Source organism: Amycolatopsis sp. lyj-346 (genome assembly GCF_046548975.1).
GTDB lineage: Bacteria > Actinomycetota > Actinomycetes > Mycobacteriales > Pseudonocardiaceae > Amycolatopsis.
Genome location: NZ_JAJPWT010000016.1, coordinates 123,658 through 146,524, shown reverse-complemented (window position 1 = coordinate 146,524; position 22,867 = coordinate 123,658). Strand labels below are relative to the sequence as shown.

Below are 22,867 nucleotides of genomic sequence, written 5' to 3'. Positions count from 1 at the left end.
CCCCGAAACGGTCAACGGCCTGCCGACAAAAATCATCGGCAGGCCGTTGACCAGTCCAAACACACTGTGGGCGATACTGGGATCGAACCAGTGACCTCTTCGGTGTGAACGAAGCGCTCTCCCCCTGAGCTAATCGCCCGTGGTACGAACTTTCACGAAATCCGGGGGTGGACTCGTGGTGCGCGATACTGGGATTGAACCAGTGACCTCTTCCGTGTCAGGGAAGCGCTCTCCCGCTGAGCTAATCGCGCGCTGCGGAACTTCGTACTGACAGAAGCATATCGGACGCCGCGAGCCGGTTTGCGGGGGGTCCGGTGTGCCGAAACCGCCTGGCAGGAGCAGTCCGGAGCGGGCACACTGCGAGGGACGTCCGTGTTCGTCCCGGCCGTCCCGGCCGACCAGGAGACTCCCACCCCGATGACCGAAACCATGTCCACTCCGCCCGCCGATGTGAACCGCGCCCCGGCGCGCTCGGGAGTCCTCATCGGGATTCTCGTGCTTTCCGCGTTCGTGATGATCCTGAACGAGACGATCCTGAGCGTCGCGCTGCGCGACCTGACCGTCGACCTCCGGGTGCCGACGACGACCGTGCAGTGGCTGACCAGCGGGTTCCTGCTGACCATGGCCGTCGTCATTCCCACGACCGGGTTCATGCTGGAACGGTTTTCGCCGCGGCAGGTGTTCCTGTTCTCGCTGTCGGCGTTCACCCTGGGCACGGTGCTCAGCGCGGTCGCGCCCGGGTTCGGGCTGCTGATGACCGGGCGGGTGGTGCAGGCGTGCGGCACGGCGGTGATGCTGCCGCTGCTGATGACGACGGTGATGCGGCTGGTGCCGGCTGAGCGGCGCGGCGCGACGATGGGCACGATCACGATCGTGATCGCGGTGGCGCCGGCGATCGGGCCGACCATCGGCGGTGCGGTGCTGTCGTCGCTGGGCTGGCGCTGGATGTTCTGGATCGTGCTGCCGCTGTCGGTGGCCGCGCTGGTGGCCGGTGGTCTTCTGCTGCGGCTCGGCAGCGAACGCCGCCGGGTGCCGCTGGACCTGCCGTCGGTGCTGTTGTCGGCGATCGGGTTCGGCGGGGTGCTGTACGGCCTGTCGTCGGGTGGGGAGCAGGCCGGGGCCGGGCCGCTGGTGCCGGGGTGGGTGCCGGTCGTCGCCGGGGTCGCCGCTTTGGTGGTGTTCACCTGGCGGCAGCTGCGGCTGCAGCGCCGGGACCGGGCGTTGCTGGATCTGCGGCCGTTCACCCACCGCAGCTTCGTGGTCGCGCTGGTGCTGACGGCGTTGCTGTTCGTGTGCCTGATCGGCGCCGCGGCGATCCTGCTGCCGCTGTACCTGCAGACGGTGCTGCACACCAGCACGTTCGTCAGCGGGCTGGTCCTGCTGCCCGGCGGGTTGGTGCTGGGTTTGCTGGGCCGCCCGGTCGGCGCGCTGTTCGACAAGGTCGGCGGGCGCCCGCTCGTCATCCCCGGCGCGGCGGCGATGGCGGCTTCGCTGTGGCTGTTCGCGGTGCTGGGGCCGGATTCGCCGCTGATCGCGGTGATCGGGATCCACGTGCTGATGATGGCCGGGCTCGGGTTGATGATGACGCCGCTGTTCACCGAGTCGCTCGGCGTGCTGCCCGAACACCTGTACTCGCACGGCAGCGCGATCCTTTCGACGCTGCAGCAGGTGGCCGGCGCGCTCGGCACGGCGGTGTTCATCAGCGTGGCGACACTGGGCAGCCACGACGCCGCGGCCACCGGCCCGGACGCCGCGGGCCTGCGAGCGGCGTTCGCCGTCGCCGGGATCGTCGGGCTGGTCACCTTCGCGGGCAGCTGGCTGATCCGGCGCGGGCCGACGGTGGCCGCGTCCACTTCGGTGCACTGAGGAAGCCCGCTTCCCTTCCGGGTCCACAAGGGACAGCCGGGCGGGCGGCGGACCTGCCGTCTGTCGTCCGGCCGGGTCAGGAAGCGGGGGTCACCGGGGCGAGGAGGAGGCCGGTGATCGCGTCGATCAGGCCCGTGCCCGCGTCGTTCCAGCTCGCGCGGGGGGTGGGGGTGCCCTCGGCCAGCGCGCGCTCGCGCTCGGCCGTCATGTGGATCATCAGCTGGCGGGCCATGTCGCCGCGCTCGGCGCGGACTTCGGGCGGGAGGCCGTCCAGGCAGCGGTTGAGTCCTTCGACCGCGCGGGCCAGCGCCGGCGAGGCCAGCGACTCCTCCTCGAGGATCGCCCGCAGCGCCGGGTCGGTCATCACCTGGGCACTGAACCGCGCGAACCACGTCGGGGAACCCAGTTCGTGCAGGTAGCTCGTCGACGGGCGGACCAGGCAGGCCACCCAGTCGCGCAGGTCGCCGTCGCCGTCAATGGCGTCGACGAGCTCCGCGCGCAACCGCTCGATCCGGCCGGAGTGCCGGCGGGCGATCGCGCGGACCAGGTCCACTTTGGTGCCGAAGTGGTAGTTGACCGCGGCGTTGTTGCCTTGCCCGGCCGCCTCGCTGATGTGCCGGTTGGACACCGCGTGCACCCCGTGCTCGGCGAACAACCGCTCCGCCGTCACGAGGATGGTCTCCCGCGTGGCACTCGCGCGATCCGCCTTGACGTTCATCCACCCACCCGGTCACCCGACGCTCTGCCGGACCCCACCTTACGGATGCCGTTACCGGAGCCGTCCCAGCCACGCCCGCGCCTCGGCCAGGTAGCGGCGGCTGAACTCGATCGACGGCGCCCACGCTTCGAACCCGTGCGGCCCGCCGGGCACGACGTGCAGCGTCGTGCCGACGCCGGCCGCGCGCAGCCGCCGGGCGTACGCGGCGGCTTCGTCGTGGAACAGGTCGATGTCCCCGACGCCGATCCAGGTGTCCGGCAGCCCGGTGACGTCGTTCCGGCGCGCGGGCACCGCGTAGAGCGGCACGACTGGCGCGCCCGGTTCGGTCCCGAGGTAGGAGCGCCAGCCGAAGCGGTTGAGGCGGTTGTCCCAGACGCGGTGCCCGGCGTCGTCGAGGCCGCGCCGCGCGGCGGTGCGGTCGTCGAGCATCGGGCAGAACAGCCACTGCGCCCGCGGCCGCTCGCCCTCGTCGTGCAGCCGCTGCACGAGTGCCGCCGCGAGCCCGCCGCCGGCGCTCTGCCCGCCGACGACCACCCGCTCCGCGTCGACGTGGCTCCGCAGCCACGTCCAGGCGGCGTGGCAGTCGTCGAGCGCCGCCGGGTACGGGTTCTCCGGCGCGAGGCGGTACTCCGCCGACACGACGGTGATGCCGAGCTCGTCCGCCGTCCCGGCGCAGAACCGGTCGTCCTGGGCCGCGCCGCCGATGACCAGGCCGCCGCCGTGGATCCACAACAGCGTGAGGTCGGACCGGGGCGTCCGCGGCCGGTACACGCGCAGGCCGGGGTGCAGCTCGACGGCGACGTCCGGCAGCGACGGCGGCCGCATCCGCGCGCCCGCCGCCCGCAGCAGGCGCCGCACCCAGGCGCGCTCCAGCGGCAGGCGCGGCATCCGCCGGACGCGGCCACGCAGTTCGGGCGCCACCGCGGACAGCGGCACGGTCATGATCGCGGCCGGTCGCGGGAAGAGTGGACCGGCGGTTCCGTGGTGGTCATGACGGCAGCATACCCCCGCTTTAAGTCAATCACTTGAGTTAATTCACTCACAGGTGGCGAAATCCCGGTGCTGCCTGGCCGCCGGGCCACTGGCCGCCCGCCCGGCCGGTTCCTAACGTCGAGCTCGTGATCCAGATCCTGGCGCCGATCCTCATCGGCCTCGGCTACGTCCTGCTCAGCTCGCTGATCCCGGAACGGCACCGGCAGCGCTTCAACGCCGTGCTGGTGGGCGGCGCGGGCGCGGCCTACCTCTCCGGCGGCGCGCTCGGGCCGTGGGAGCTGGTGTTCTGCGCGGTGCTGACCTACGTCGCGTTCCGCGGGCTCGGCTCGTGGACGTTCATCGGCATCGGCTGGCTGCTGCACACCGGCTGGGACGTCGTCCACCACCTCAAGGGCCAGCCGATCCTGCCGTTCGCCCACGACTCGTCGTTCGGCTGCGCGATCTGCGACCCGGTCATCGCGATCTGGTGCTTCACCGGCGGCCGGTCGGTCCTGGCGTGGCGGCGGGTTGGCGCGCCGCCGCCGGGGGTACCCGGGTGACATGAGCGCCGACGTCGAACGCGCCGCGCACGCCTACTGCCCCCGGTGCACCCCGGACCCGCGCCCCGGGGACGTGCTCACGGCACTGTGCGGCGCCCGCCACCCGTACCACGGCCGCCGCGACCGGCCGGTCAACACCTGCCCCGCCTGCGTGGCACTGGCCTCGGCGAACGTCTACGCCTGCGGCCACCCGGGCGCCTGAACGCCGAAAGCCGCCCCGGAGAACTTCTCCCGGGGCGGCTTTCCGCGAGCTCAGGTCACGCAGCCAGCGAGGACAGCGGCACCGCGAACACCGCGCGGCCGCACACCTGGTTCTTCGCCGTGCAGTCGGCCGTCGACCACTCGGACTGGGACCACACCAGACCGGTCGACCAGTCGTAGGTCAGGGCCTCCGGGTGGACCGCCCAGCAGGCCGTCGTGCCGGTGCCGCAGGTCGCCGAGCTGCTCTTCGCCGTCGTCTGGGTCCAGAGCTGGCCGTTGATCGTCGCCGAGCTGTGGGCCACGTACCACTTGCCGTTGTTGGACAGCACGCCCTGCATGTTGCCCACCGAGCTGCGGACCGCCTCGGTCGCGGCCACCGTGCCCGACGACGCGGCCAGCAGGTAGTCCGTGCCCATCGGGTAGCGGTAGAGGCGGCCGTGGCGGCTCTGGTCCGAGAAGTACTCCGTCGTCACGACGCTGGCCGGGGTGGTGCTGCGGTCCAGCGACATCGACGAGAAGCACGGCACACCCGTGTCGGACGACATGCTGCAGGTGCCGCCGGCGTAGGTGTAGTAGCCGATCTGCATCATCGCGTACTTGTAGGTGTAGGCGGCGTACCCGCCCGAGGTCTTGCCGATCGCGTTCGACGTCGTGTCGGTCAGCTGCAGGATGTGCTTGGTGCTGAAGACGCGGATGGCGGTCGAGGTGCTGCCCTCGGCCGTCACGTAGATCTTGTCGCCGTACCAGGCCATCCCGCCCATGTGCGCCTGCGCGGCGGAGAAGCTGCTGCCGGTGCTGTTGGGCACGCCGAGGTACATCATCCGGTACGACGGCTTGGCGGGGTCGTTGTAGTTGATCGCCTGGATCCGCGCGTCGTTGTAGCGGCCGAGCGCGTCGGTGCCGTGCCAGCCGGACAGGATGACCTTGTCCTCGCCCCACTTGCCGTCGTTGTCGGCGTCACCGGAGGTCGTGATGCCCTGGGGGCTCCACGTCGTCGTCCCGGCGCGGTCGGCGTCCCAGCACATCGCCTTGGTGGCCACCGGCGCCTTCGGCAGCGAGGCCTTTTCCGCGGCGGTGCAGCCGGTCATGTCGTAGCTGGTGTCGTTGACGACGGTGTTGAGGCTGACGTTCGGAAGCGCGTTGTCCAGCGCGGTCAACGCGGCGGCCGGCGTGGCGTGCCACACGAGGCTCTGCTTGGTCGTCGTCGTCAGCGGATCGCTGTAGGCGGCGCCGGCCGTCCCGGGCAGCGCCAGCGCGCCGGCCGCCACGGCCAGCGCGAGCAGGATCACTTTCGGAGTTCGCATGGGAGAAAGTACGCCAGCCGGTGGTCCAAAATCCATACACCGGCCTTGTACGCCTCTTGTATCCGCGACCGTCCTTTGTGGATCCTGCCCGCGCCGCCGGACCCGGTTACCGCCCGAGCGCCTCGGCCAAGACCGCCCGAAGCGGCGTCGCCGGACGCCCCAGCACGGCTTCGAGCTCCGGCCCGGCCGTCGCGAACTCGCCGCGCCGGGCGGCCCGGAACATGCCGAGCAGCAGCTCCGCCTGCGGCGCCGGGACGCCGTGCCCGGTCAGCGTGGCCACCCAGGCCTCGTCGGAGACCACCACCCGCCGGACGGGACGCCCGGTGAGGCCGGTGAGCAGGGCGGCGACGTCCTGCAGGTCGAGGGCCACCGGCGCGGTCAACGGCGGCGTCGGCCCGTCGAACCGGCCCTCGTCGGCGAGGATGATCGCCGCCGCTTCGGCGAGGTCGGCGTGCGCCGTCCAGGACACCGGCCCGTCGGCCGGGGCGGCCAGCTCACCGGTCTCCAGCGCCGCACCCAGCAGCAGCGGCACCGTACTGGCGTAGAACCCGTTGCGGAGTGCGGTGAACGGCGCCCCTTCGAGCCGGCGCTCGGTCGCGGCGTGGTCGGCCATGGGCGCGAACACCGAATCGGCGGCCGCACCCTGGTGGCTGGTGTAGAGGACGCGCTTCGCTCCCGCTTCGCGCGCGGCTTCGATCGCCGAGACGTGGTGGGCCACGGCCTCGTCGCCCGACTCGTCCGTCGAAACGACGAGGACCTGCGCCGCCCCCTCGAACGCCTCGGCGAGCGAGCCCGGGTCGGCGAAGTCCCCACGCCGGACGCGGACGCCCCGTGCCGAGAGCTGCGCGGCCCGGCCGGGCTCCCGGACGCTGACCCCGATCTCGGCGGCCGGAACCCGCTCGAGCAGCCGCTCGGCGATCCGGGAACCGAGCTTCCCGGTTCCCCCGGTGATGACGATCATGGTGCTCCCCTTCGTGGATGTTCACGCTGATAGTAACCAGGTTAGCATCATTGATACCAGGAGTGAGTTAACACTGGAATCAGTTCGGGCGAGCCGCCCAGCATGGCCGCACCACGGCGGCCACGCAAGTACCGGTAAGCCGTTGACCCTTAACGGGATTGAGCTTTTCGGGCACATTCTTGTGTGTCGCGTAACAACTTTCCGGCTCCGCGCGCCATACCGGACGGCGTCCGCGCCAGTCCGGTCCCCGCCGCACGAGGAGTTCGTGATGGGTTTTTGTCGTTTCCCGGTCCTGCGAAGATCAAGACGCGCACTGGCGGCGGGGGTGGTCGTACCCGTCGCCGGTGCCCTCGCGGTGGCCGTCGCCGCCGCGGCCCCCGCCGTCGCCGCCGTGCCCGCCGGCTTCACCGACACGGTCGCCATCGGCGGTCTCAGCTCGCCGACCGCCGCCGCGTTCGCGCCCGACGGGCGGGTGTTCGTCGCGGAGAAGAGCGGCCTGGTCAAGGTGTTCGACTCCCTCGCCGATCCGACGGCGACGGTGTTCGCCGACCTCCGCACCCCGACCCAGGACTTCTGGGACCGCGGGCTGCTCGGGCTGGCGGTCGACCCGGCCTTCCCCGCCCGGCCGTACGTCTACGTCTCCTACACCCTCGACGCCCTCCCGGGCGGCACCGCGCCGAGGTGGGGCGACACCTGCCCGACACCGCCGGGCGCGACCGACCAGGGCTGTGTCGTGACCGGCCGGGTCTCCCAGCTGACCATGGGCGCGGCCGGGACGGCGGTGAGTGAGAAACCCCTGGTCACCGGCTGGTGCCAGCAGTACCCCAGTCATTCGGTCGGCTCACTGGCCTTCGGCCCGGACGGCGCCCTCTACGCGGGCGGCGGCGACGGCGCCAGCTTCAACTTCGCCGACTACGGCCAGGTCGGCAACCCCTGCGCCGACCCGCCCTCGCCGGCCGGCACGAACCTCGCCCCGCCGTCGGCCGAAGGCGGGGCGCTGCGGTCGCAGTCCCCGCGCCGCGCCGCCGGGCAGCCCGTGCTGCTCAACGGCGCCATCCTGCGCATCGACCCCGACACCGGCGCCGGCCTGCCCGGCAACCCCTTCGCGAGCAGCACCGACGCCAACGCCCGCCGGGTGATCGCCTACGGCTCGCGCAACCAGTTCCGCTTCGGGTTCCGGCCGGGCACCGGGGAACTGTGGTCCGGTGACGTCGGCTGGAACACCTGGGAAGAGATCAACCGCATCGCGAACGTCGGCGACGGCGTGGCCGAGAACTTCGGCTGGCCCTGCTTCGAAGGCACCGGCCGCCAGGCCGGCTACGACGGCGCGAACCTCGACCGCTGCGAATCGCTGTACTCGGCGGGCGGGCAGACCGCGCCGTACTACGCCTACAACCACGCCGCCAAGGTCGTGGCGACCGACCCGTGTCCCACCGGGGGTTCCTCGATCAGCGGGATCGCCTTCGAGTCGGGCAGCAACTACCCGGCCGAGTACGCCGGCGCGCTGTTCTTCGCCGATTCCTCCCGCGGCTGCATCTGGGCGATGCAGACCGTCTCCGGCCAGCCCAGTCCCAGCAAGCTGGTGCCCTTCGTGACCGGCGCCGGCACGCCGGTGCAGGTGCTCACCGGTCCCGGCGGCGACCTGTTCTACGTCGCGCTGGGTGCCGGCGAACTGCGCCGGGTCGGCTACGCGGGCGGCACCAACCGGCCGCCGGTCGCCGTGGCCACGGCGACACCGTCCAGCGGGCCGGCGCCGCTGACCGTCCAGTTCGACGGAACCGGTTCCACCGACCCGGACGCCGGTGACACGCTTTCCTACGCCTGGGACCTCGACGCGGATGGTGCCTACGACGACTCCTCGGCCGCGCGGCCGACCCGCACCTACACCGCCGCGGCGACGGTCGACGCCGGGCTGCGGGTGACCGACTCCCACGGCGCGTCGGCGACCACGACGGTCCGGGTGACCGTCGGGACCCCGGCCGGGCTCGACCCGGTGCCGGTCATCGACACCCCGGCCGGCACGCTGACCTGGTCGGTCGGGCAGACGGTGCCGTTCTCCGGCCGCGCCGTCGACGCCCAGGACGGCGAACTGCCGCCCTCGGCCCTGTCCTGGCGGCTCGCCATCCGGCACTGCGCGGCCAACGGCACCTGCCACACCCACAACGTCCAGGACTTCCCCGGCACCGCCGCGGGGTCGTTCGTCGCGCCGGACCACGAATACCCGTCGCACCTGCAGCTGACGCTGACCGCGACGGACTCGACGGGCCGCACCGGGTCCAAGACGATCGACCTCCAGCCGAAGACGGTGACGCTGAACTTCACCTCGAGCCCCAGCCAGGCGATGCTCACCGTGGGCGGGACCCAGCAGCGGACGCCGTTCTCGCGGACGGTGATCGCCGGATCCAGCAACTCGATCAGCGCGAACAGCCCGCAGAACCTGCCCCCGCTGAACATGAAGTACGCCTTCACCAGCTGGGCGCACGGCGGGGCGCGGACGCAGAACGTCGTCGCGCCGGCGGCGGGCGCGACCTACCAGGCGAACTACCGGCTCTGCTGGCTGCTGCAGCCCTGCTGAGCGGGATGACCCGGCGCCACGCGGCGCCGGGTCATTCCCCGGCGTTCTTCGTCTTCTCGGCCTTCTTGGACTCTTTCGCGGATTCCTTCGCGGCCTTGGACGACTCCTTCGCCGCCTGCTTGGACGACTTCGCGGCTTCCTTGTCCGGGTTGTTGCCGACCCCGTTGCCGTTGTTGCCGTTCCCGTTCCCGTTGCCGTTGTTGCCGTTTCCGGTGCCCGTCGCCGCCGGCTGCCCGGATTCCGCGGTCCCCGCCGGCTCGCCCGCCGGTTGCCCGCCCGCCGGTTCCCCGCCCGGGGTGACGGCCGCGGGCGTGCCCGTCCCGGCCGAGGCCGGCGCGACGCCGCCCGGCAGGACGCCGGGACGCGAGCCGGCCTGCGGCCCGGTCCGGACGGGCTGGGTCGTCCCCTCGCCGCCGGACAGCGGCGGCGGGGCGTCACTGGACGTGCTCGCGCCGATCGTCACCGTCGTGACCAGCGCCGCGCCCGCGGCCGCCACCTTCGCCGCCGTGGCCCACGACAGGGCGGACACGCCCGTACCGGTGGCACCGGCGGCAGCCCCCGAGGTGGCGAGCGAGCCGGTGGTGGACAACCACTGCGAGACGATCGGGATGCCGAGGATGAGGGGGGCCACCGCGGCGGGCAGTTCCTGGTTGAGCCGGCGGAGCCCGTCGGCCAGCTCCCGGCAGTCCGGGCAGCGGTCGAGGTGGGCGGCGACCCGGTGCTTCTTGTGGTCGGAGATGCCGTCACGCACCCACCGGGCGAGCTGGCCCGAGACGTTCCGGCAGTTGCGCCGCCGCGCTTCGGGCACGTGCTGGTCCAGGTAGGCCTGGCGCAGCCCCTCCCGGGCGCGGTAGGCCAGCGCGGCCACTCCGTTCGGCGTCATCCCGAGGTCCTCGGCGATCCGCGCGGGCGACTCGCCGTCGATCTCGGTCCGCCACAGCACCGTCCGCCACCGCTCGGGCAGGCTCGCGAACGCGTCCGCGGCGACCGTGGCGTGCAGCCGGCTGCCGACCGGCTCGTCGCTGCCCGCACCCGGCAGGACGTCCGGCACCTCGGCCACCAGTGAGACGGCCGAGTCACGACGGCGCCAGCTGATCATCGTGTTCCGGATGGTCGTCAGCAGGTACGGCCGGAAATCCTCGTCCGGCCCCTCGCCGGAACGCAGGATCCGCAGCACGCGGGTGAATCCTTCGGCGATCAGGTCGTCCCGCTCCGCCTGGTCGGCCGCGATCGCGGCGGCCACCCGGCGGGCGGCGGCGAGGTGCCGGTCGTAGAGCTCGCCGTAGGCCGCGATGTCGCCACCACGGACTGCCGCGATCAAGGCCGCGTCGGTCGGGACGTCCGTCGTCCCGGCCACCGCCGGCGCCACTTCGGTCACCACTCCCCCTCGCCGTGCGCATGCACGTGCAGAACGTCCCGAGATAGTCGCGCAACGAGTGACACCAGCGCAAGGTTGCGGCGCGGAAAGCACTTTCCCCGATTTGCCTTCGTCGAGTGCCGGGGACGTGGACTTGTCACATCCCTGAGCGTTCCCGGGTGGCTTCCCGCCGGTTCGCGGACACGGCGTTGCCCCCGCCATTACCGGCGAGTAGAAGACAACGGTGGTGGCTGTCCGGCCACCACCCACAAGTCCGATGTGGACGGTACGCGAGCCGGGAGCCGCTCGGCGTGCCGTCGACCATCAGAAGGGTTTACCCATGCGCAGAGCCCTGCTCGTGCTGCTGACCGTGCTCCTGCCGTCCGTCCTGATCACCCCGGCCGCACAGGCCCGGCCGTCCGCCGCCGCCGCCGCCCCCACCGTCACGGCGATCCCCGCGAACGCCGGACGGGGCTGGCCGGTCAGCGGCTCACAAGGCGTCCTGGACCTCGCCGGCCGCGGGTACGTCGAAGAGGAGTACCTGCTTTCCGGCCAGGCCGACACGTTCGACCAGGTGGGCCTGTGGACCGAAGACGGCCGCTGGACCACCCGCGTGGCCACCACCGGCAACCCGTACACGACCCGGATGGTCGTGGTGCGGCCGCGCGATGCCGCCCGGTTCAACGGCACCGTCGTGATCGAGTGGCTCAACGTCAGCTTCGGCGTCGACATCCCGGTGGACTTCTCGCAGTCCTACGAACACTTCATCCGCGAGGGCTACACCTACGTCGGCTTGACGACCCAGAAAGCCGGTGCCGACAAGCTCAAGAGCCTCGACCCCGCGCGGTACGCCGCGGTGAACCTCAGCGGTGACGCGCTCTCCTACGACATCTTCGCCCAGGCCGCCCAGGCGGTCCGGGCGAACCCGCAGCTGCTCGGCGGCCGGACGCCGTCGGTCGTGCTGGGCAGCGGGCACTCGCAGTCCGCGCTCCGGATGACCACCTACGCGAACGCGATCCAGCCGGTGCGGCGCAGCCACGACGGCTTCATGGTCCACGGCCGGGCCGCGCTCGCGGCGCCGATCGGCGACGGCGTCGTCGGCCCGCTGTCGGCCCGGATCCGCACCGACCTCGGCGTCCCGGTGTTCGTGCTGCAGTCGGAGACCGACGTCATCGCCTCGGCCTCGGTCCGGCAGGACACCGCCCGCGTGCGCACGTGGGAGGTCGCCGGCACCGCACACGCCGACCAGTACGGCCTGAACCTGTACAACGCCGCCAACGCCCGCGACAAGTCGATCAACGGCGGCGCCCCGACGACGTGTGACAAGCCGGTCAACAGCATGACGTCCCGCTACGCGGAGAACACGGCGTTCCGCTACCTGGACCGCTGGGCGCGCGGCGGCGCGGCCCCGCCCACCGCGGCCCCGATCTCGATGCTGTTCAACCTCATCATCCTGCGCGACGCCGACCAGAACGCCCTCGGCGGCGTCCGGCTGCCCGACCTCGACGTGCCGGTGGCGTCCTACTCGCCCAACAACAGCGGCGGCAACGTGCCGGGTGCGTGCCTGCTGCTGGGCACGACCACGCCGCTGACGCCGGACCGGATCCGGCAGCTCTACCCGGACCACGCCACCTACGTCGCCAAGTTCACCGCGGCGGCGGACCGGACCGTGCGGTCGGGCTACCTGCTGCCGGCCGACCGCGACGAGGCCGTGGCCAGGGCACAGGCGGCACCGGTGCCGTAACCGTCCACAAAGGAATTGCCCGGGCGAGCCCGTCCGGTCCGGGGCGGGCTCGCCGTCGAAACCGCCGAAACACCCCCTCGCCACCGCCGTTCTCGCTACCCTGGCCCTCCGATTCCGAACGATTGAAGTTCCGAACAGACGAGGAGGTGGCGATGCGGTTCAAGGCTTTGCGCGTCGCGGCCGCGGCAGTGGTTGCCCTGTCGCTGGCCGTGCCCGCCCAAGCCAGCCCGCGGTCCGATCAACCGGTTTCGCTGGGGGGCAAGAAGGTTCTGCTGGTCAACGACGATTCGGTGCAGGCGGCGAAGCCCGACGGCTCGGACGGGCGGGGCATCTACGTGCTCCGGCAGGCGTTGTGCCGGGCCGGAGCCGACGTGGCGATCGTCGGCCCGTGGGCGTCACAGGGCGCGAAGAGCCGGTCGACGGCGGGGTCTCCCTCGGCGTCCGTGGCGCCGCCACTGGCGGTGCCGGCCGAGTTCGCCGCCGACTGCGCGAACGCGCCGGGGCGCGGGCTGGTGCTGGGCGCCTGCCAGGGCAGCGCCCCGTGCGTTCCCGGCAGCCCGTCGATCACCCCGGCGGACGTGGTCGAGCTCGCGCTGACCGGTGTCCTGCCGCAGCGGCTCGGCTGGACCAAGGGCCCGGACCTGGTCGTTTCCGGCGTCAACGCGGGCCCGAACACCGACATCTCGATCAACCTGTCCGGCACGGTCGGCGCGGCCACCGCGGCGGTCGAGCGGGGCGTGCCGACGGTGGCGGTCAGCGCGGGCACCCGCGTGGCACCCCCGCCGTCGACGGAAACCTACGCGGCCGCGGCCGACGTCGTCGTCAAGCTGCTGGCGTCGCCCCGGATGTGGACCCTCGTGCGGGACATGGTGCTGGTGAACGTGAACCAGCCGGACGTCACGCCGGGATCCGGGCCGTCGCCGGTGCGCTGGACGAAGGTCGGCCGGGTGGCGCAGGGCCGGGTGACGTACGTGCCGGCGGGCGACGGGACCTACCAGCTGTCCTACAACCCGGTCACGCCCGCGCCGGAGTTCGAGCCCGACAGCGACACGAAGGCCCTGTTCGACGGGTACGTGAGCGTGTCGGCGGTCGCCGTCAACCGCGGCTACACCGGCCGCCTGCCCGGCTGAGGGCAGCCCGCGGAGGACGCGTCACGACGCGGCGCGTCCTCCGCGGCGCTGAAACCTGTTCCACCACGTCGCCCACCTGACAAACGCGACCTGATCGCCGTATCTTGCCGGAAACAGTAACGTGTTCTAGTCTGGCGCCGTGGAAGGGACCGGGATGGACGAGCAGGCGATGCGGTATCCGAACCACCTCGGCCACCTGGTCGTCTCGGCGCTGAAACGCCACCGGGACAAGCCGGTCATGGTGCTGGGCGAGACCACGATGACCGGCGGCCGGACCGCCGAGCAGGTCAGCCAGTACGCCCAGGCCTTCGAGGCACTCGGGGCCGGCACGGGCGCGCCGGTCGCGCTGCTGTCGCTCAACCGGCCGGAAGTCCTGCTCATCATCGCCGCCGGCCAGCTGCAGGGCTCGCGCCGGACGGCACTGCACCCCCCGGGGTCGCTCGACGACCACGCCTACATCCTCGCCGACGCCGGCATCACCACGCTGATCATCGACCCGGTGCCCGCCTTCACCGACCGTGCGCTCGGCCTCCTCGAAAAGGTGCCGGGGCTCACGCAGGTGCTCACCATCGGGCCGGTGCCGGAGGGGCTGGCCCACGTCGGCAAGGACCTGACGGCGGCCGCCGCGACGTTCGAGCCGCAGCCGCTCGTGCCCGCCGTGCTGCCGCCGGACCAGGTCGTCTCGATCACCTACACCGGCGGGACGACCGGCAAGCCCAAGGGCGTCATGGGCACCGCGCAGGCCATGACCACGATGACGCAGATCCAGCTGGCCGAGTGGGAGTGGCCCGAAGCGCCGAAGTTCCTCATCTGCACCCCGCTTTCGCACGCCGGCGCGGCGTTCTTCGCACCGACCCTGCTCAAGGGCGGCTCCCTGATCGTGGTCCCGAAGTTCGACCCCGCCGAGGTCCTGCGGATCATCGAAGAGCAGCGGATCACCGCGACCATGCTGGTGCCCACGATGCTCTACGCCCTGATGGACCACCCCGACTCGCGCACGCGCGACCTGTCTTCGCTGCAGACGGTGTACTACGGCGCGGCGTCGATCAACCCGGTCCGGCTGCGCGAGGCGATCGACCGGTTCGGCCCGATCTTCGCCCAGTACTACGGCCAGTCCGAGGCGCCGATGGCGATCAGCTACCTCGCCAAGGGCGACCACGACGACGCGCGGCTGGCCTCCTGCGGCCGTCCGTCGGCCTTCCTGCGCACGGCGCTGCTCGGCCCCGACGGCGCCCCGGTGGCGCCGGGCGAGCCGGGCGAGATCTGCGTGGCCGGCCCGCTGCTCGCCGGCGGCTACTGGAACCTGCCGGAGATCACCGCGGAGACCTTCCGCGACGGCTGGCTGCACACCGGCGACGTCGCCCGCGAAGACGAGGACGGCTTCTGGTTCATCGTCGACCGGGTCAAGGACATGATCGTCACCGGCGGGTTCAACGTGTTCCCCCGCGAGGTCGAGGACGTCGTCGCCGAACACCCGGCGGTCGCGCAGGTCGGCGTGATCGGCACCCCCGACGAGAAGTGGGGCGAAGCCGTGACGGCGGTGGTGGTCCTGCGCAAGGACGCGGACGGCGACCTCGAGCGCCTCACGGGCGAGATCCAGGCGGCGGTCCGGGAACGCAAGGGCCCGGTGCACGTGCCCAAGCAGGTGATCGTGGCGGAGTCGCTGCCGATGACCGGCCTGGGCAAGCCGGACAAGAAGGCGCTGCGCGCCCGGTACGAGCCTCGCAGCGCCGGCGTGTAGGCCGTTATACGGCCGCCACGTGGTCACCGAAGGCGAGCGGGTACACTGCCCCTGGATAGTCAACTAATTGAGTAGGTCAGGGGTAGGCATGAGCAGCTTCCGCAAGGCCGTCGAGGCACGCGATCCCGACGCCATGGCCGCGACGCTGGCGGAGAACGTCGTGTTCCGCAGCCCGGTCGCGTTCAAGCCGTACCCTGGCAAGGCGATCACCGCCGCGATCCTGCGCGGCGTGCTGCGGGTGTTCGAGGATTTCCGGTACGTGCGCGAGCTGAGTGGCGGCGAAGGCCGGGATCACGCGCTCGTCTTCGAGGCCCGGATCGGGGACGTGCGGGTCGAGGGCTGCGACTTCCTACACTTCGGCGAAGACGGCCTGATCGACGAGTTCACGGTGATGGTCCGGCCGCTGTCGGCAGCACACGCCCTCGAGGCGGCGATGGCGGCGCAGTTCGAGCGGATCCAGCGCGAAGCAGTCAACTAGTTGAGTATGGCACTGCGGCACGCGCTGATGGCGGCGCTGCTCGAAGGCGAGGCGTCGGGCTACGACCTGGCCAAGGGGTTCGACGCTTCGGTGGCGAACTTCTGGGCGGCCACCCCGCAGCAGCTCTACCGGGAGCTCGACCGCATGGCGGCCGACGGCCTGGTGCGGGCCCGGGTGGTCCACCAGGAGCGGCGCCCGGACAAGCGGCTGTTCTCGCTGACCGAAGCCGGGCGCCGGGCGCTGCACGGGTTCACGGCGCGCCCGCCCCGGCCGGGGGTGATCCGCGACGAGCTGCTGGTGCAGGTCCAGGCCGTGGACGTGGGCGACGAGACCGCGGTCCGGCGGGCACTGGCGGAGCGGATGGCCCGGGCGGAGGCCAAGATCGCCGGCTACGAACGGCTTCGCGCGCGGCTGCTGGACGGCCGCTTCGAAGACGACTACCTCACCGAGGCCGAGCGGATCGGCCCGTACCTGACGCTGATGCGGGGACTGTCGTTCGAGCGGGAGAACCTGCGGTGGTGCGAGCAGTCGCTGAAGGTGCTCGACCGGCGTGGCGGACCGGCTTAGCCCGGCCCGGCGCACCCGGTATGTCCGATGTGGACCTTTCGGAAGCCCGGAGGTCGCGGGACGGGCGGAAAGTGTTCACCCGCGGTTGTACGGCTCTTGTACGGCCCCGTCCGACGATGGTCCCCATGTCACTGCACCATCGCCTCGCCCAGGCCGCGCTGGCCGCCGGCGTGCTCGCGGGTCTGGTCGCCGCGCCGGCGGCCGCCGCCGCGGCCGCGCCGGCCACCCTGCCCGCGGACCAATACACCTTGACCGCCAACTACAACCAGTTCGACGCGGTGAACAGCGCCCTGGTGTCGACGCTGGGCACCGCGGCCGTCCACACCGTGATGGAGAACGCGAACCACGACCGCACCGCGCTGCCGTCGTCGTTCTCCGTCGCCGGGCTCTCCACGGGGTTCCGGTTCGACAGCGGCGACAACTCCGACTGCACCAACTACCCGCAGGGCATCACCACCAGCCGCGACGCCGTGGGCACGGCGAACGGCGGCCACTACGACGGGCACCAGCTCATCGCGGTCAGCTGGTACACCAAGGACGGCTGCGACGGCGGCCAGCAGCGGAGCCGGATCACCCTGGTCGACTGGGACGCCGACTACCCGAACGCCTACCGCAAGATCCTGCTGGTCGAGCCGACCGGGACCGCGGCGGCGCCGGACTTCAAGGACATCCCGATCCACGTCGGCGGCATGTCCTGGTACGGCGACTACCTCTACGTCGCCGACACCGGGAAGGGTATGCGCGTGTTCGACATGCGCAAGATCCTCAAGACGAACACCGGCGGCACCGCCGACCAGATCGGCCACCAGAGCGGCAGCACGTACTACGCCCACAACTACGCCTACGTCCTGCCGCAGGTCGGCAGCATCGCCTCGAAGACGACGTCGGGAACGAACCTCGCGTGGTCGTCGATCTCGCTCGACCGCGTCAGCAAGTCGATCGTGATGACCGAGTACACCTGCTCGTCCGGCTGCACGGCCTACCCGAACCGCGCACCGCGGGCGATCCGCTACCCGTTCGCCGCCTCCGGCACCTTCGCCGCGACGACGACGGCGAGCCAGGCGTTGCAGCTGCCCTGGTACAAGCTCAACGGCGTGGCCTCGCACAACGGCCGCTGGTGGTTCCAGTCGTCGGGCCAGAAGCAGCTCTACTACTGGAAGCCCGCGGCCGCCGCGCAGACGTTCTCCTGGGTGAGCAGCGGCGAGAGCATTTCGTACTGGGAGGACGACACCGCCGCCGACCTGCTTTGGTCGCTGCAGGAAGGCACGGGCAACCGCAACGTCTTCGCGGTCACCCAGGCCACCTACGGCGGTGGCTGAGCAGCCTGATCGCGAAGGGCCCGTCCGGACAGTTCCGGGCGGGCCTTTTTTTGACCCTCGAGCCGCACCCCGCGAGGGTGTGGTTGCGCCGGGTGCCGGGGCTGCGCCGCGAAGAGCTCGCCCGGCTGGCCGGGGTGAGCACGCCCTACTACTCGAGGCTCGAACAAAGCCGGCCGGCCACACGGGCCGGCCAAGACCCGCGCCCGGCCACCCTCGTCGGCGAACTTTCCTTCCGCAGCACGGAGTTCGCAGCGTGGTGGGCGGACCAGCGCGTCAAGTCCGGCGGTGCCGCGGTCTACGAAATGCACCACCCCCTGGTGGGCCCGCTGACCGTGACGCAGCAGGCGCTGCGCACCGAGCAGGATCAGCACGTCGTCCTCGCCACCACCGAACCCGTCGCTGACCGGGTGAGATCCGGGTCACGTCCGCGTGGCTTGGCGCGCCGCCGAGGCGGTGGCCTGCCATCCTGTGCCGTCAAGAGGTAGCGGACGGAAGGACACCCCGTGGGCATCATCGCCTGGATCGTGCTGGGTCTCATCGCCGGGGTGATCGCGAAAGCCCTCATGCCGGGCAAGGACCCCGGCGGCTGCATCATCACGGTCCTGCTGGGCGTCGCGGGCGCGTTCGTCGGCGGCTGGGTGGGCAAGACGCTCTTCCACACCGAGCTCGGCACGTTCTTCGACCTGCGCACCTGGGGCCTGGCCGTCCTGGGCGCCCTGATCATCCTGGCCGGCTACCGGCTCATCTTCCACCGCCGCGACTGACGCACCGGTGGGGACACCGGCTAGGTGCCCCCACCGGCGTCGGTTCAGTTGAGGGTGACGCCGTAGGCGCTCAGCGCCTCGCCGACGGGCTGGAAGTAGGAGCTCCCACCGCCCTTGCCGGAGGTGATGCCCAGGCCGACGCTGCCGGCGAACAGGCAGCCGCCGGAGTCGCCGGGGTTGACCAGCGCGTTGGTCTGGATCAGCTGGTACACCGAACCTTCGGCGTAGTTCACCGTCACGTTGGTCCGCTGCACCGACCCGGAGGTGAGCCGGGTGGTGCTGCCGCTCTTGCTGATCCGCTGCCCGACGGTGGCGGTGCCGGCGGAGCTGATCCGCTGGGTGGAGCCGTTCCACAGGGTGACCGCGCCGGGTGCGCTGCCGGTGGTGTTGCGGATCAGGCCGTAGTCGTTGGTCGGGAAGCTGGCGCCCTGCGACGGGCCGACGTTCCACTGCGACACCGCGCGGGTGCAGTGGCCGGCGTCGATGAGGTAGTTCTGGCCGCCGCGGTTGGTGTTGAAGCCCGCCGAGCAGCGGGTGCCGCCGCCGGTGATGGCTTCGCCGTTGTAGATCGCGGTGTGCATCTCACCGGCGACCCGTTCCACGCGGACCCGGTCACCGAGCGACCCGGCCGCCTTCAGCAGGGCTTCGGTGCCCTTGGCGGCGTCCGCCACGGTCAGCACGACCTGGTTGGTCTTCGGGTCGAGCCCGATCGAGGTGTGCGCCACCGCGGGCAGCGCCTGCAGGGTGTCCTGCGCGCTCGCCAGCGCGGCGCTGGAGTGCTTGACCAGCCGGGCCTGCGCGCCGGCCTGCACGGCTTGGTCGGCGGCGGCCTGGTCCAGCACGTTGACGACGGGCTTGGCGGCGGCGTCGAGGTACCCGTCGGCGGCGCGGGACCCGAGGGAAGCGGTGACGCGCTGCAGGGTGTCGACGCTGGCCGCTTGGGTGCGCAGCAGGGCAACGGCGGCGGCCTCGCTGATCCCGGCTTCCGCGGCCAGGGAAGCAACTGCTTCCTGCTGCACCGTGGCGGAGTAGCCGTCGATGGTGGTGGCGGAGGCGGAGACGGGGGTGAAGAAGCCGATGGCCGCGGCGGCGGCCACGAGAGAGGTGGCGGAGCGGGCGAGGAGGTGGTGTCCCGGGGACGTTCTGCGCATGCCGGTAACTCACTTTCGCGATCGCGGACGAGCCGGCGCTGGGGTGGCCACGCCGGATGAGCGGCACCGGGGACCGGCACCGGTGATCGAGGGTGATCCTGCGGCCGGGCGCGGCGGTACCGACTTTCGTCGGACAGGACAAAAGATAGGTACCGGGCAATTCGCCCAGCGGTGGTTTGCGCACAGCAAGCGGGCAGCAGGGCCTGGCTCCGGTGGCGACGCACCTCGGGATCCGCGCCGTTCCCGAGCGGCCACCGGCCGATGCCGCGGAAGGCCGGGGTCCTGGGCGCCGGAAACCGTTACTCGGCAACGCAAACGAGCCGTCGGGCAGGTTGGCGAAGCCACTTCCGCCCGCGGGGGCGCCCCCCGGGTCCAGCGTATCGGCGAGCACCGACAAAACCGGTGCGTCACCGTGCGCTGCTCCGGCGTACGAGTGGTTCCCCCGCCCCCGGCCCGGGTGCGGCGTACCGTTCCGGATACGGGCACGGCGTGCTCACCTCCCCCTCGGAGCGCGCCGTGCCCGCCAGCGGAGATGTTGGCCTGCAGTGGTTCTTGAGCTGAAGTGAACGAGAATCCGCTGTTCGCCCGAAGGTGTTCGCCGCTTTGCGTGTCTATGCTTGACGGCGGCACGACTTTCGGCCTCGGGAAGACACGCGACATGAACGACCAGCGGCAGGTGCTCGTCCGGGCGGAGTCCCGGCACGTCATCGTCTCCGACGTCGATGGCGGTCGCGAGACGCTCACCTATCCGGGTGTCACGCTCACGCGGGTGATCGCCGGCGTCCCGGACGAAGGCCTCTGGCTCCCGATGGGCGACCTCCCCAGCGAAGCCGACGACGAAACGCTCATCGAAGCTCTGCGCGCCGCGTTCCTCTGGCGGACCGGGCTCCGCTAGCGCCGGCCGGGCGGCACCGGACGAGTATCGCCCGGTTTTCCGGGTAGCCCTCCTCAGAAGGAGGAGTCGCACGGTGCGAGTGAACTGGGGCGCGGCGCACGAGCCGGGGTGGCAGGTGCTGGACGTCGCCGGAGCGGACCCCTCGGGGCTGGCCGCCGCGCGCCGGTGGGCCGAGGCGCAGCTGGCGTCGCTCACCGACGCCGACCGGGTCGACGCCGTGATCGTGATCGGCGAGCTGCTGGAGAACGCCTACGTCCACGCCACCGGCCCGCGGCAGCTGCGGCTCCACGTCGCGCACGATCCGTGCGTGGTGACCGTGGCCGTCGCCGACACCGGTACCGGCGAACCGCGGCTGCGGGTGCCGGGCCGGTCCGGCGGACGGGGCCTGCTGCTCGTCGACGAGCTCGCCCTCACCTGGGGCGTGAGCCACCACGACGACGGCAAGGTCGTCTGGGCACGCCTCGCCTGTGCGGACTAGCGGCCGTTCCAGTGGATGACGTCCGGGAACTCGACGAACTTCCGCAGGTGCTGCTGCTCGGACCTGCCGTGCAGGGGGAACCGGAAGGTCGAGCCGTCCGGCCAGGTCAGCGTGCTCTTGCGGAAGCTGAGCTCGGGCGCCTGGGGTTTGCGTGCTTCCCAGACGATCCGCGGCGGCGGCGCGTCGGCCGGGTCGGTGAAGGTCCTTCCGGTGTCCACCACCGCCAGGCACGACGGCGAGCACACCAGCCACGGTCCCTTCACCGAGCCGAGCCGGTCGGCCAGGTCGAGGACCATCGCGTTTTCCGGGCCGGACACCCCGATGTCCCGCTGAGACGGCCGTCCGGGCGCGCCGCCGTTCACGAGCGCGAACACGGAGAACACCGCCGTGCCGATCCCGCGCAGGATGTTCCAGAAGAACCGCCGGACCAGCCGCTTGCCCTCGACGGTGCCGTCCGGACGACGGCCGGGCACGGCGAAACCCACGTCGGTGTCGCCGAGGCGCAGCACGATGACCGGCTCGTGCCACCGCTCCCGCATCAGCGCCTCGACGCGTTCGCGGAACCCGGGCCGGACCTGGGTCTCCTCGGACCAGCGGTCGACGCGTCCGGCGAACCCGCTCAAATGTCCAGGTCCTTGCGGGTCTCCTCCGGGCTCCGGTCCCCGCCGATCTCGCTCTTGTCGAACCACGGTTCATCCCCCTCGGGCGTGACGGCTTCCTTGCCTTCGGCGAACGCGCCCTTCCCCGCCCCGATGCCGGCCTTCACGCCGGCACCGGCGAGGAACGGTTTCACCCCGGCGTCGGTGCCGAACATCGTGGTGAGCACCCGGTTGCTCGGCTGGAAACCCTGCGCCGCCGCGCCGAAGCCGAACTTCGTCTCCCCCGGCATCACGCCGATGCGCAGCTTGCGGGCGAACACCTCGAGCTTCCCGGAGTACTTGACCAGGAACTCCATGAACGTGTCGAGCAGCTTGCCGAACTTGCCGAGGTAGCGCGTCACCTTCTGCAGCACGGTGGCCGCCTTGGCGATGGACGCGGTCATCGCGGCGGCGACCGAGCCGCCGAAGCTGATCACCGACGCGGCCAGCGCGGGCAGCCACAGGGTGATCAGCCAGGACACCAGTTCGGTGATGATGCCCTTGATCACCTCTTCGATGACCACCATGACCATCGACCACATCTGCAGCACCTCGGCGACCGACCCGGCGGCCGAGCCGATGCCGCGGATGCCGGAGGAGAAGTCGCCGAGTGCTTCCTTCGCCGCGTTGCCCGCTTCGTCCACCCACTCGGCCAGCGCGGTGTCGCCGGTGCGCTCGAAGTCGTCGGCGAGCGCGACGAAGCCCTGCGCGATCGTGACGAAGTTTCCGGAGGCGTGGCCGATGGCCGGGCCGTCGCCGGTGACCTGGTGCAGCGCGTCCTGCAGCGGCTGGACCAGTTCGAGCAGCATGTTGAGGCCGTGGCTGACGAGCCAGCCGATCGGGTCCATGGCGAAGGTGACCATGTCGGCGGCGGCGGCACCGACGAACGCCGCACCGTCGCCGACCAGCGCGGCCCCCGCGGACGCCAGCTCGGCCGGGCTGTCGGCCTCCGCGGCCTGCTGGGCGTGCTCGCCGATCTTCTTGCCGGACTTGTAGATCGTGCCCGCCACCGGGACGAAGCCGGCGGCGCGGTCGAGGTTGGCGCTCATGCTCTCGTCGTAGGCCCCGACGTCCAGCGCGTCGGCGATGCTCTTCTTCGGCTCGGTCATTCGCCCTGCCCGATCGCGTCGATTTGCGCCTCGTGCCGGCCGAAGGTGACCTTGCCGGCGTCTTCGGCGCCCTGGTACATCTCCGCGGCCTTGGTCAGCTTCGTGGTGAACCCGTCCACGCCGTCCTTCAGGTCGGTCAGCAGCGAGCGCAGTTCGGCGAGGCGGTCGGTGTAACCCTGCTTGGCGAAGAGGCCGACCAGGCCCCACGCTTCGTTCGTCACGTCGGCGGCGTCGATCTTCGCGCCGAACTTGTCCGCTTCCTGCTCGTAGAACGGCAGCTGCTTGGCGTAGGCGGAGATCGCCCCGATGTTCGTCTGGATTCCGTCTGGCATCGCGGGT

At 71.6% G+C, this 22,867-nt stretch carries 23 protein-coding genes and 2 tRNA genes; 14 read left to right on the top strand and 11 right to left on the bottom strand.

Annotation, left to right across the window (positions count from 1 at the left end; genetic code table 11):
* Window positions 1-67: 67 nt before the first annotated feature.
* Together ACLJQE_RS35220 and ACLJQE_RS35215 are read right to left on the bottom strand one after the other, a co-directional pair.
* A tRNA-Val gene (locus ACLJQE_RS35220) sits at window positions 68-139 on the bottom strand.
* 37 nt (window positions 140-176) lie between these two features.
* Window positions 177-251 (bottom strand) — tRNA-Val (locus ACLJQE_RS35215).
* Between the two features lie 166 nt (window positions 252-417).
* Between ACLJQE_RS35215 and ACLJQE_RS35210 the strand changes: the two genes are divergently transcribed.
* Entirely contained in the window at window positions 418-1,866 is a 1,449-nt protein-coding gene (locus ACLJQE_RS35210) for a DHA2 family efflux MFS transporter permease subunit (RefSeq protein WP_410643868.1), read from the top strand.
* Window positions 1,867-1,942: 76 nt separating this feature from the next.
* Here ACLJQE_RS35210 and ACLJQE_RS35205 read toward each other — a convergent pair whose 3' ends face one another.
* Window positions 1,943-2,584, bottom strand: coding sequence for a TetR/AcrR family transcriptional regulator (locus ACLJQE_RS35205; RefSeq protein WP_410643867.1), 642 nt, complete (start codon window positions 2,582-2,584; stop codon window positions 1,943-1,945).
* A gap of 51 nt (window positions 2,585-2,635) precedes the next feature.
* Window positions 2,636-3,526 carry an alpha/beta hydrolase gene (locus tag ACLJQE_RS35200; protein ID WP_410643866.1) on the bottom strand — a complete coding sequence of 297 codons (891 nt, stop codon included), beginning with the start codon at window positions 3,524-3,526 and terminating at the stop codon, window positions 2,636-2,638.
* Window positions 3,527-3,702: 176 nt separating this feature from the next.
* Between ACLJQE_RS35200 and ACLJQE_RS35195 the strand changes: the two genes are divergently transcribed.
* Window positions 3,703-4,116, top strand: coding sequence for a DUF6010 family protein (locus tag ACLJQE_RS35195; RefSeq protein WP_410643865.1), 414 nt, complete (start codon window positions 3,703-3,705; stop codon window positions 4,114-4,116).
* Between the two features lies 1 nt (window position 4,117).
* Window positions 4,118-4,318, top strand: coding sequence for a hypothetical protein (locus ACLJQE_RS35190; RefSeq protein ID WP_410643864.1), 201 nt, complete (start codon window positions 4,118-4,120; stop codon window positions 4,316-4,318).
* A 55-nt stretch (window positions 4,319-4,373) separates the two neighbouring features.
* Here the strand turns inward: ACLJQE_RS35190 and ACLJQE_RS35185 are convergent, their stop codons facing one another.
* Both ACLJQE_RS35185 and ACLJQE_RS35180 read right to left on the bottom strand, forming a co-directional pair.
* Window positions 4,374-5,621, bottom strand: coding sequence for a hypothetical protein (locus tag ACLJQE_RS35185; RefSeq protein ID WP_410643863.1), 1,248 nt, complete (start codon window positions 5,619-5,621; stop codon window positions 4,374-4,376).
* A 106-nt stretch (window positions 5,622-5,727) separates the two neighbouring features.
* Window positions 5,728-6,582, bottom strand: a complete 855-nt coding sequence (locus tag ACLJQE_RS35180; protein WP_410643862.1) for an NAD(P)H-binding protein — start codon at window positions 6,580-6,582, stop codon at window positions 5,728-5,730.
* 268 nt (window positions 6,583-6,850) lie between these two features.
* On the opposite strand from ACLJQE_RS35180, the gene ACLJQE_RS35175 reads away from it, so the two are divergent.
* Window positions 6,851-9,157, top strand: a complete 2,307-nt coding sequence (locus ACLJQE_RS35175) for a PQQ-dependent sugar dehydrogenase (protein WP_410643861.1) — start codon at window positions 6,851-6,853, stop codon at window positions 9,155-9,157.
* Between the two features lie 31 nt (window positions 9,158-9,188).
* Here the strand turns inward: ACLJQE_RS35175 and ACLJQE_RS35170 are convergent, their stop codons facing one another.
* Window positions 9,189-10,535 carry a sigma-70 family RNA polymerase sigma factor gene (locus tag ACLJQE_RS35170; RefSeq protein WP_410643860.1) on the bottom strand — a complete coding sequence of 449 codons (1,347 nt, stop codon included), beginning with the start codon at window positions 10,533-10,535 and terminating at the stop codon, window positions 9,189-9,191.
* Window positions 10,536-10,854: 319 nt separating this feature from the next.
* On the opposite strand from ACLJQE_RS35170, the gene ACLJQE_RS35165 reads away from it, so the two are divergent.
* The 8 genes from ACLJQE_RS35165 to ACLJQE_RS35130 all read left to right on the top strand — a co-directional run bounded on the left by ACLJQE_RS35165 (window position 10,855) and on the right by ACLJQE_RS35130 (window position 18,257).
* On the top strand, window positions 10,855-12,258 hold the full coding sequence (locus ACLJQE_RS35165) for an alpha/beta hydrolase domain-containing protein (RefSeq protein WP_410643859.1): 1,404 nt from the start codon (window positions 10,855-10,857) through the stop codon (window positions 12,256-12,258).
* Window positions 12,259-12,410: 152 nt separating this feature from the next.
* Window positions 12,411-13,388, top strand: a complete 978-nt coding sequence (gene surE, locus ACLJQE_RS35160; protein ID WP_410643858.1) for a 5'/3'-nucleotidase SurE — start codon at window positions 12,411-12,413, stop codon at window positions 13,386-13,388.
* Between the two features lie 139 nt (window positions 13,389-13,527).
* On the top strand, window positions 13,528-15,129 hold the full coding sequence (gene fadD8 / locus ACLJQE_RS35155) for a fatty-acid--CoA ligase FadD8 (RefSeq protein WP_410643857.1): 1,602 nt from the start codon (window positions 13,528-13,530) through the stop codon (window positions 15,127-15,129).
* 88 nt (window positions 15,130-15,217) lie between these two features.
* Window positions 15,218-15,607 carry a nuclear transport factor 2 family protein gene (locus ACLJQE_RS35150; protein ID WP_410643856.1) on the top strand — a complete coding sequence of 130 codons (390 nt, stop codon included), beginning with the start codon at window positions 15,218-15,220 and terminating at the stop codon, window positions 15,605-15,607.
* A 6-nt stretch (window positions 15,608-15,613) separates the two neighbouring features.
* Window positions 15,614-16,174, top strand: coding sequence for a PadR family transcriptional regulator (locus tag ACLJQE_RS35145; RefSeq protein ID WP_410643950.1), 561 nt, complete (start codon window positions 15,614-15,616; stop codon window positions 16,172-16,174).
* 125 nt (window positions 16,175-16,299) lie between these two features.
* Complete coding sequence (locus ACLJQE_RS35140; protein WP_410643855.1) at window positions 16,300-17,493, top strand: hypothetical protein; 1,194 nt, start codon at window positions 16,300-16,302, stop codon at window positions 17,491-17,493.
* A 92-nt stretch (window positions 17,494-17,585) separates the two neighbouring features.
* Window positions 17,586-17,978, top strand: a complete 393-nt coding sequence (locus ACLJQE_RS35135; RefSeq protein WP_410643854.1) for a hypothetical protein — start codon at window positions 17,586-17,588, stop codon at window positions 17,976-17,978.
* Between the two features lie 18 nt (window positions 17,979-17,996).
* Window positions 17,997-18,257: a GlsB/YeaQ/YmgE family stress response membrane protein gene (locus tag ACLJQE_RS35130; RefSeq protein ID WP_410643853.1), complete on the top strand. Its 261-nt coding sequence runs from the start codon at window positions 17,997-17,999 to the stop codon at window positions 18,255-18,257.
* A 44-nt stretch (window positions 18,258-18,301) separates the two neighbouring features.
* On the opposite strand, the gene ACLJQE_RS35125 is transcribed toward ACLJQE_RS35130, so the two are convergent.
* Window positions 18,302-19,408 carry a S1 family peptidase gene (locus tag ACLJQE_RS35125; RefSeq protein WP_410643852.1) on the bottom strand — a complete coding sequence of 369 codons (1,107 nt, stop codon included), beginning with the start codon at window positions 19,406-19,408 and terminating at the stop codon, window positions 18,302-18,304.
* A gap of 613 nt (window positions 19,409-20,021) precedes the next feature.
* On the opposite strand from ACLJQE_RS35125, the gene ACLJQE_RS35120 reads away from it, so the two are divergent.
* Complete coding sequence (locus tag ACLJQE_RS35120) at window positions 20,022-20,303, top strand: hypothetical protein (RefSeq protein WP_410643949.1); 282 nt, start codon at window positions 20,022-20,024, stop codon at window positions 20,301-20,303.
* A gap of 73 nt (window positions 20,304-20,376) precedes the next feature.
* Window positions 20,377-20,781, top strand: coding sequence for an ATP-binding protein (locus tag ACLJQE_RS35115; RefSeq protein ID WP_410643851.1), 405 nt, complete (start codon window positions 20,377-20,379; stop codon window positions 20,779-20,781).
* Here the strand turns inward: ACLJQE_RS35115 and ACLJQE_RS35110 are convergent.
* Genes ACLJQE_RS35110 through ACLJQE_RS35100 form a run of 3 tightly spaced genes read right to left on the bottom strand, consistent with a single transcriptional unit; the run spans window position 20,778 to window position 22,860 of the window.
* A complete protein-coding gene (locus tag ACLJQE_RS35110; RefSeq protein ID WP_410643850.1) occupies window positions 20,778-21,404 on the bottom strand; it encodes a hypothetical protein in 627 nt (208 codons plus the stop codon). The genes ACLJQE_RS35115 and ACLJQE_RS35110 overlap by 4 nt on opposite strands.
* The gene (locus ACLJQE_RS35105; protein ID WP_410643849.1) at window positions 21,401-22,528 is read right to left on the bottom strand and encodes a hypothetical protein; all 1,128 of its coding nucleotides are present in this window, start codon (window positions 22,526-22,528) and stop codon (window positions 21,401-21,403) included. The genes ACLJQE_RS35110 and ACLJQE_RS35105 overlap by 4 nt, the downstream gene beginning before the upstream one ends.
* A complete protein-coding gene (locus tag ACLJQE_RS35100; RefSeq protein WP_410643848.1) occupies window positions 22,525-22,860 on the bottom strand; it encodes a hypothetical protein in 336 nt (111 codons plus the stop codon). The genes ACLJQE_RS35105 and ACLJQE_RS35100 overlap by 4 nt, the downstream gene beginning before the upstream one ends.
* Window positions 22,861-22,867: the final 7 nt, after the last annotated feature.

What these genes read in the sequence shown, in the direction of transcription:
- ACLJQE_RS35210 (WP_410643868.1), top strand. Translation starts at nt 418, where the DNA reads ATGACCGAAACCATGTCCACTCCGCCCGCCGATGTGAACCGCGCCCCG.
- ACLJQE_RS35205 (WP_410643867.1), bottom strand. Translation starts at nt 2,584, where the DNA reads ATGAACGTCAAGGCGGATCGCGCGAGTGCCACGCGGGAGACCATCCTC.
- ACLJQE_RS35200 (WP_410643866.1), bottom strand. Translation starts at nt 3,526, where the DNA reads ATGACCGTGCCGCTGTCCGCGGTGGCGCCCGAACTGCGTGGCCGCGTC.
- ACLJQE_RS35190 (WP_410643864.1), top strand. Translation starts at nt 4,118, where the DNA reads ATGAGCGCCGACGTCGAACGCGCCGCGCACGCCTACTGCCCCCGGTGC.
- ACLJQE_RS35185 (WP_410643863.1), bottom strand. Translation starts at nt 5,621, where the DNA reads ATGCGAACTCCGAAAGTGATCCTGCTCGCGCTGGCCGTGGCGGCCGGC.
- ACLJQE_RS35180 (WP_410643862.1), bottom strand. Translation starts at nt 6,582, where the DNA reads ATGATCGTCATCACCGGGGGAACCGGGAAGCTCGGTTCCCGGATCGCC.
- ACLJQE_RS35175 (WP_410643861.1), top strand. Translation starts at nt 6,851, where the DNA reads ATGGGTTTTTGTCGTTTCCCGGTCCTGCGAAGATCAAGACGCGCACTG.
- ACLJQE_RS35165 (WP_410643859.1), top strand. Translation starts at nt 10,855, where the DNA reads ATGCGCAGAGCCCTGCTCGTGCTGCTGACCGTGCTCCTGCCGTCCGTC.
- surE (WP_410643858.1), top strand. Translation starts at nt 12,411, where the DNA reads ATGCGGTTCAAGGCTTTGCGCGTCGCGGCCGCGGCAGTGGTTGCCCTG.
- ACLJQE_RS35150 (WP_410643856.1), top strand. Translation starts at nt 15,218, where the DNA reads ATGAGCAGCTTCCGCAAGGCCGTCGAGGCACGCGATCCCGACGCCATG.
- ACLJQE_RS35145 (WP_410643950.1), top strand. Translation starts at nt 15,614, where the DNA reads ATGGCACTGCGGCACGCGCTGATGGCGGCGCTGCTCGAAGGCGAGGCG.
- ACLJQE_RS35140 (WP_410643855.1), top strand. Translation starts at nt 16,300, where the DNA reads ATGTCACTGCACCATCGCCTCGCCCAGGCCGCGCTGGCCGCCGGCGTG.
- ACLJQE_RS35125 (WP_410643852.1), bottom strand. Translation starts at nt 19,408, where the DNA reads ATGCGCAGAACGTCCCCGGGACACCACCTCCTCGCCCGCTCCGCCACC.
- ACLJQE_RS35120 (WP_410643949.1), top strand. Translation starts at nt 20,022, where the DNA reads ATGCTTGACGGCGGCACGACTTTCGGCCTCGGGAAGACACGCGACATG.
- ACLJQE_RS35105 (WP_410643849.1), bottom strand. Translation starts at nt 22,528, where the DNA reads ATGACCGAGCCGAAGAAGAGCATCGCCGACGCGCTGGACGTCGGGGCC.
- ACLJQE_RS35100 (WP_410643848.1), bottom strand. Translation starts at nt 22,860, where the DNA reads ATGCCAGACGGAATCCAGACGAACATCGGGGCGATCTCCGCCTACGCC.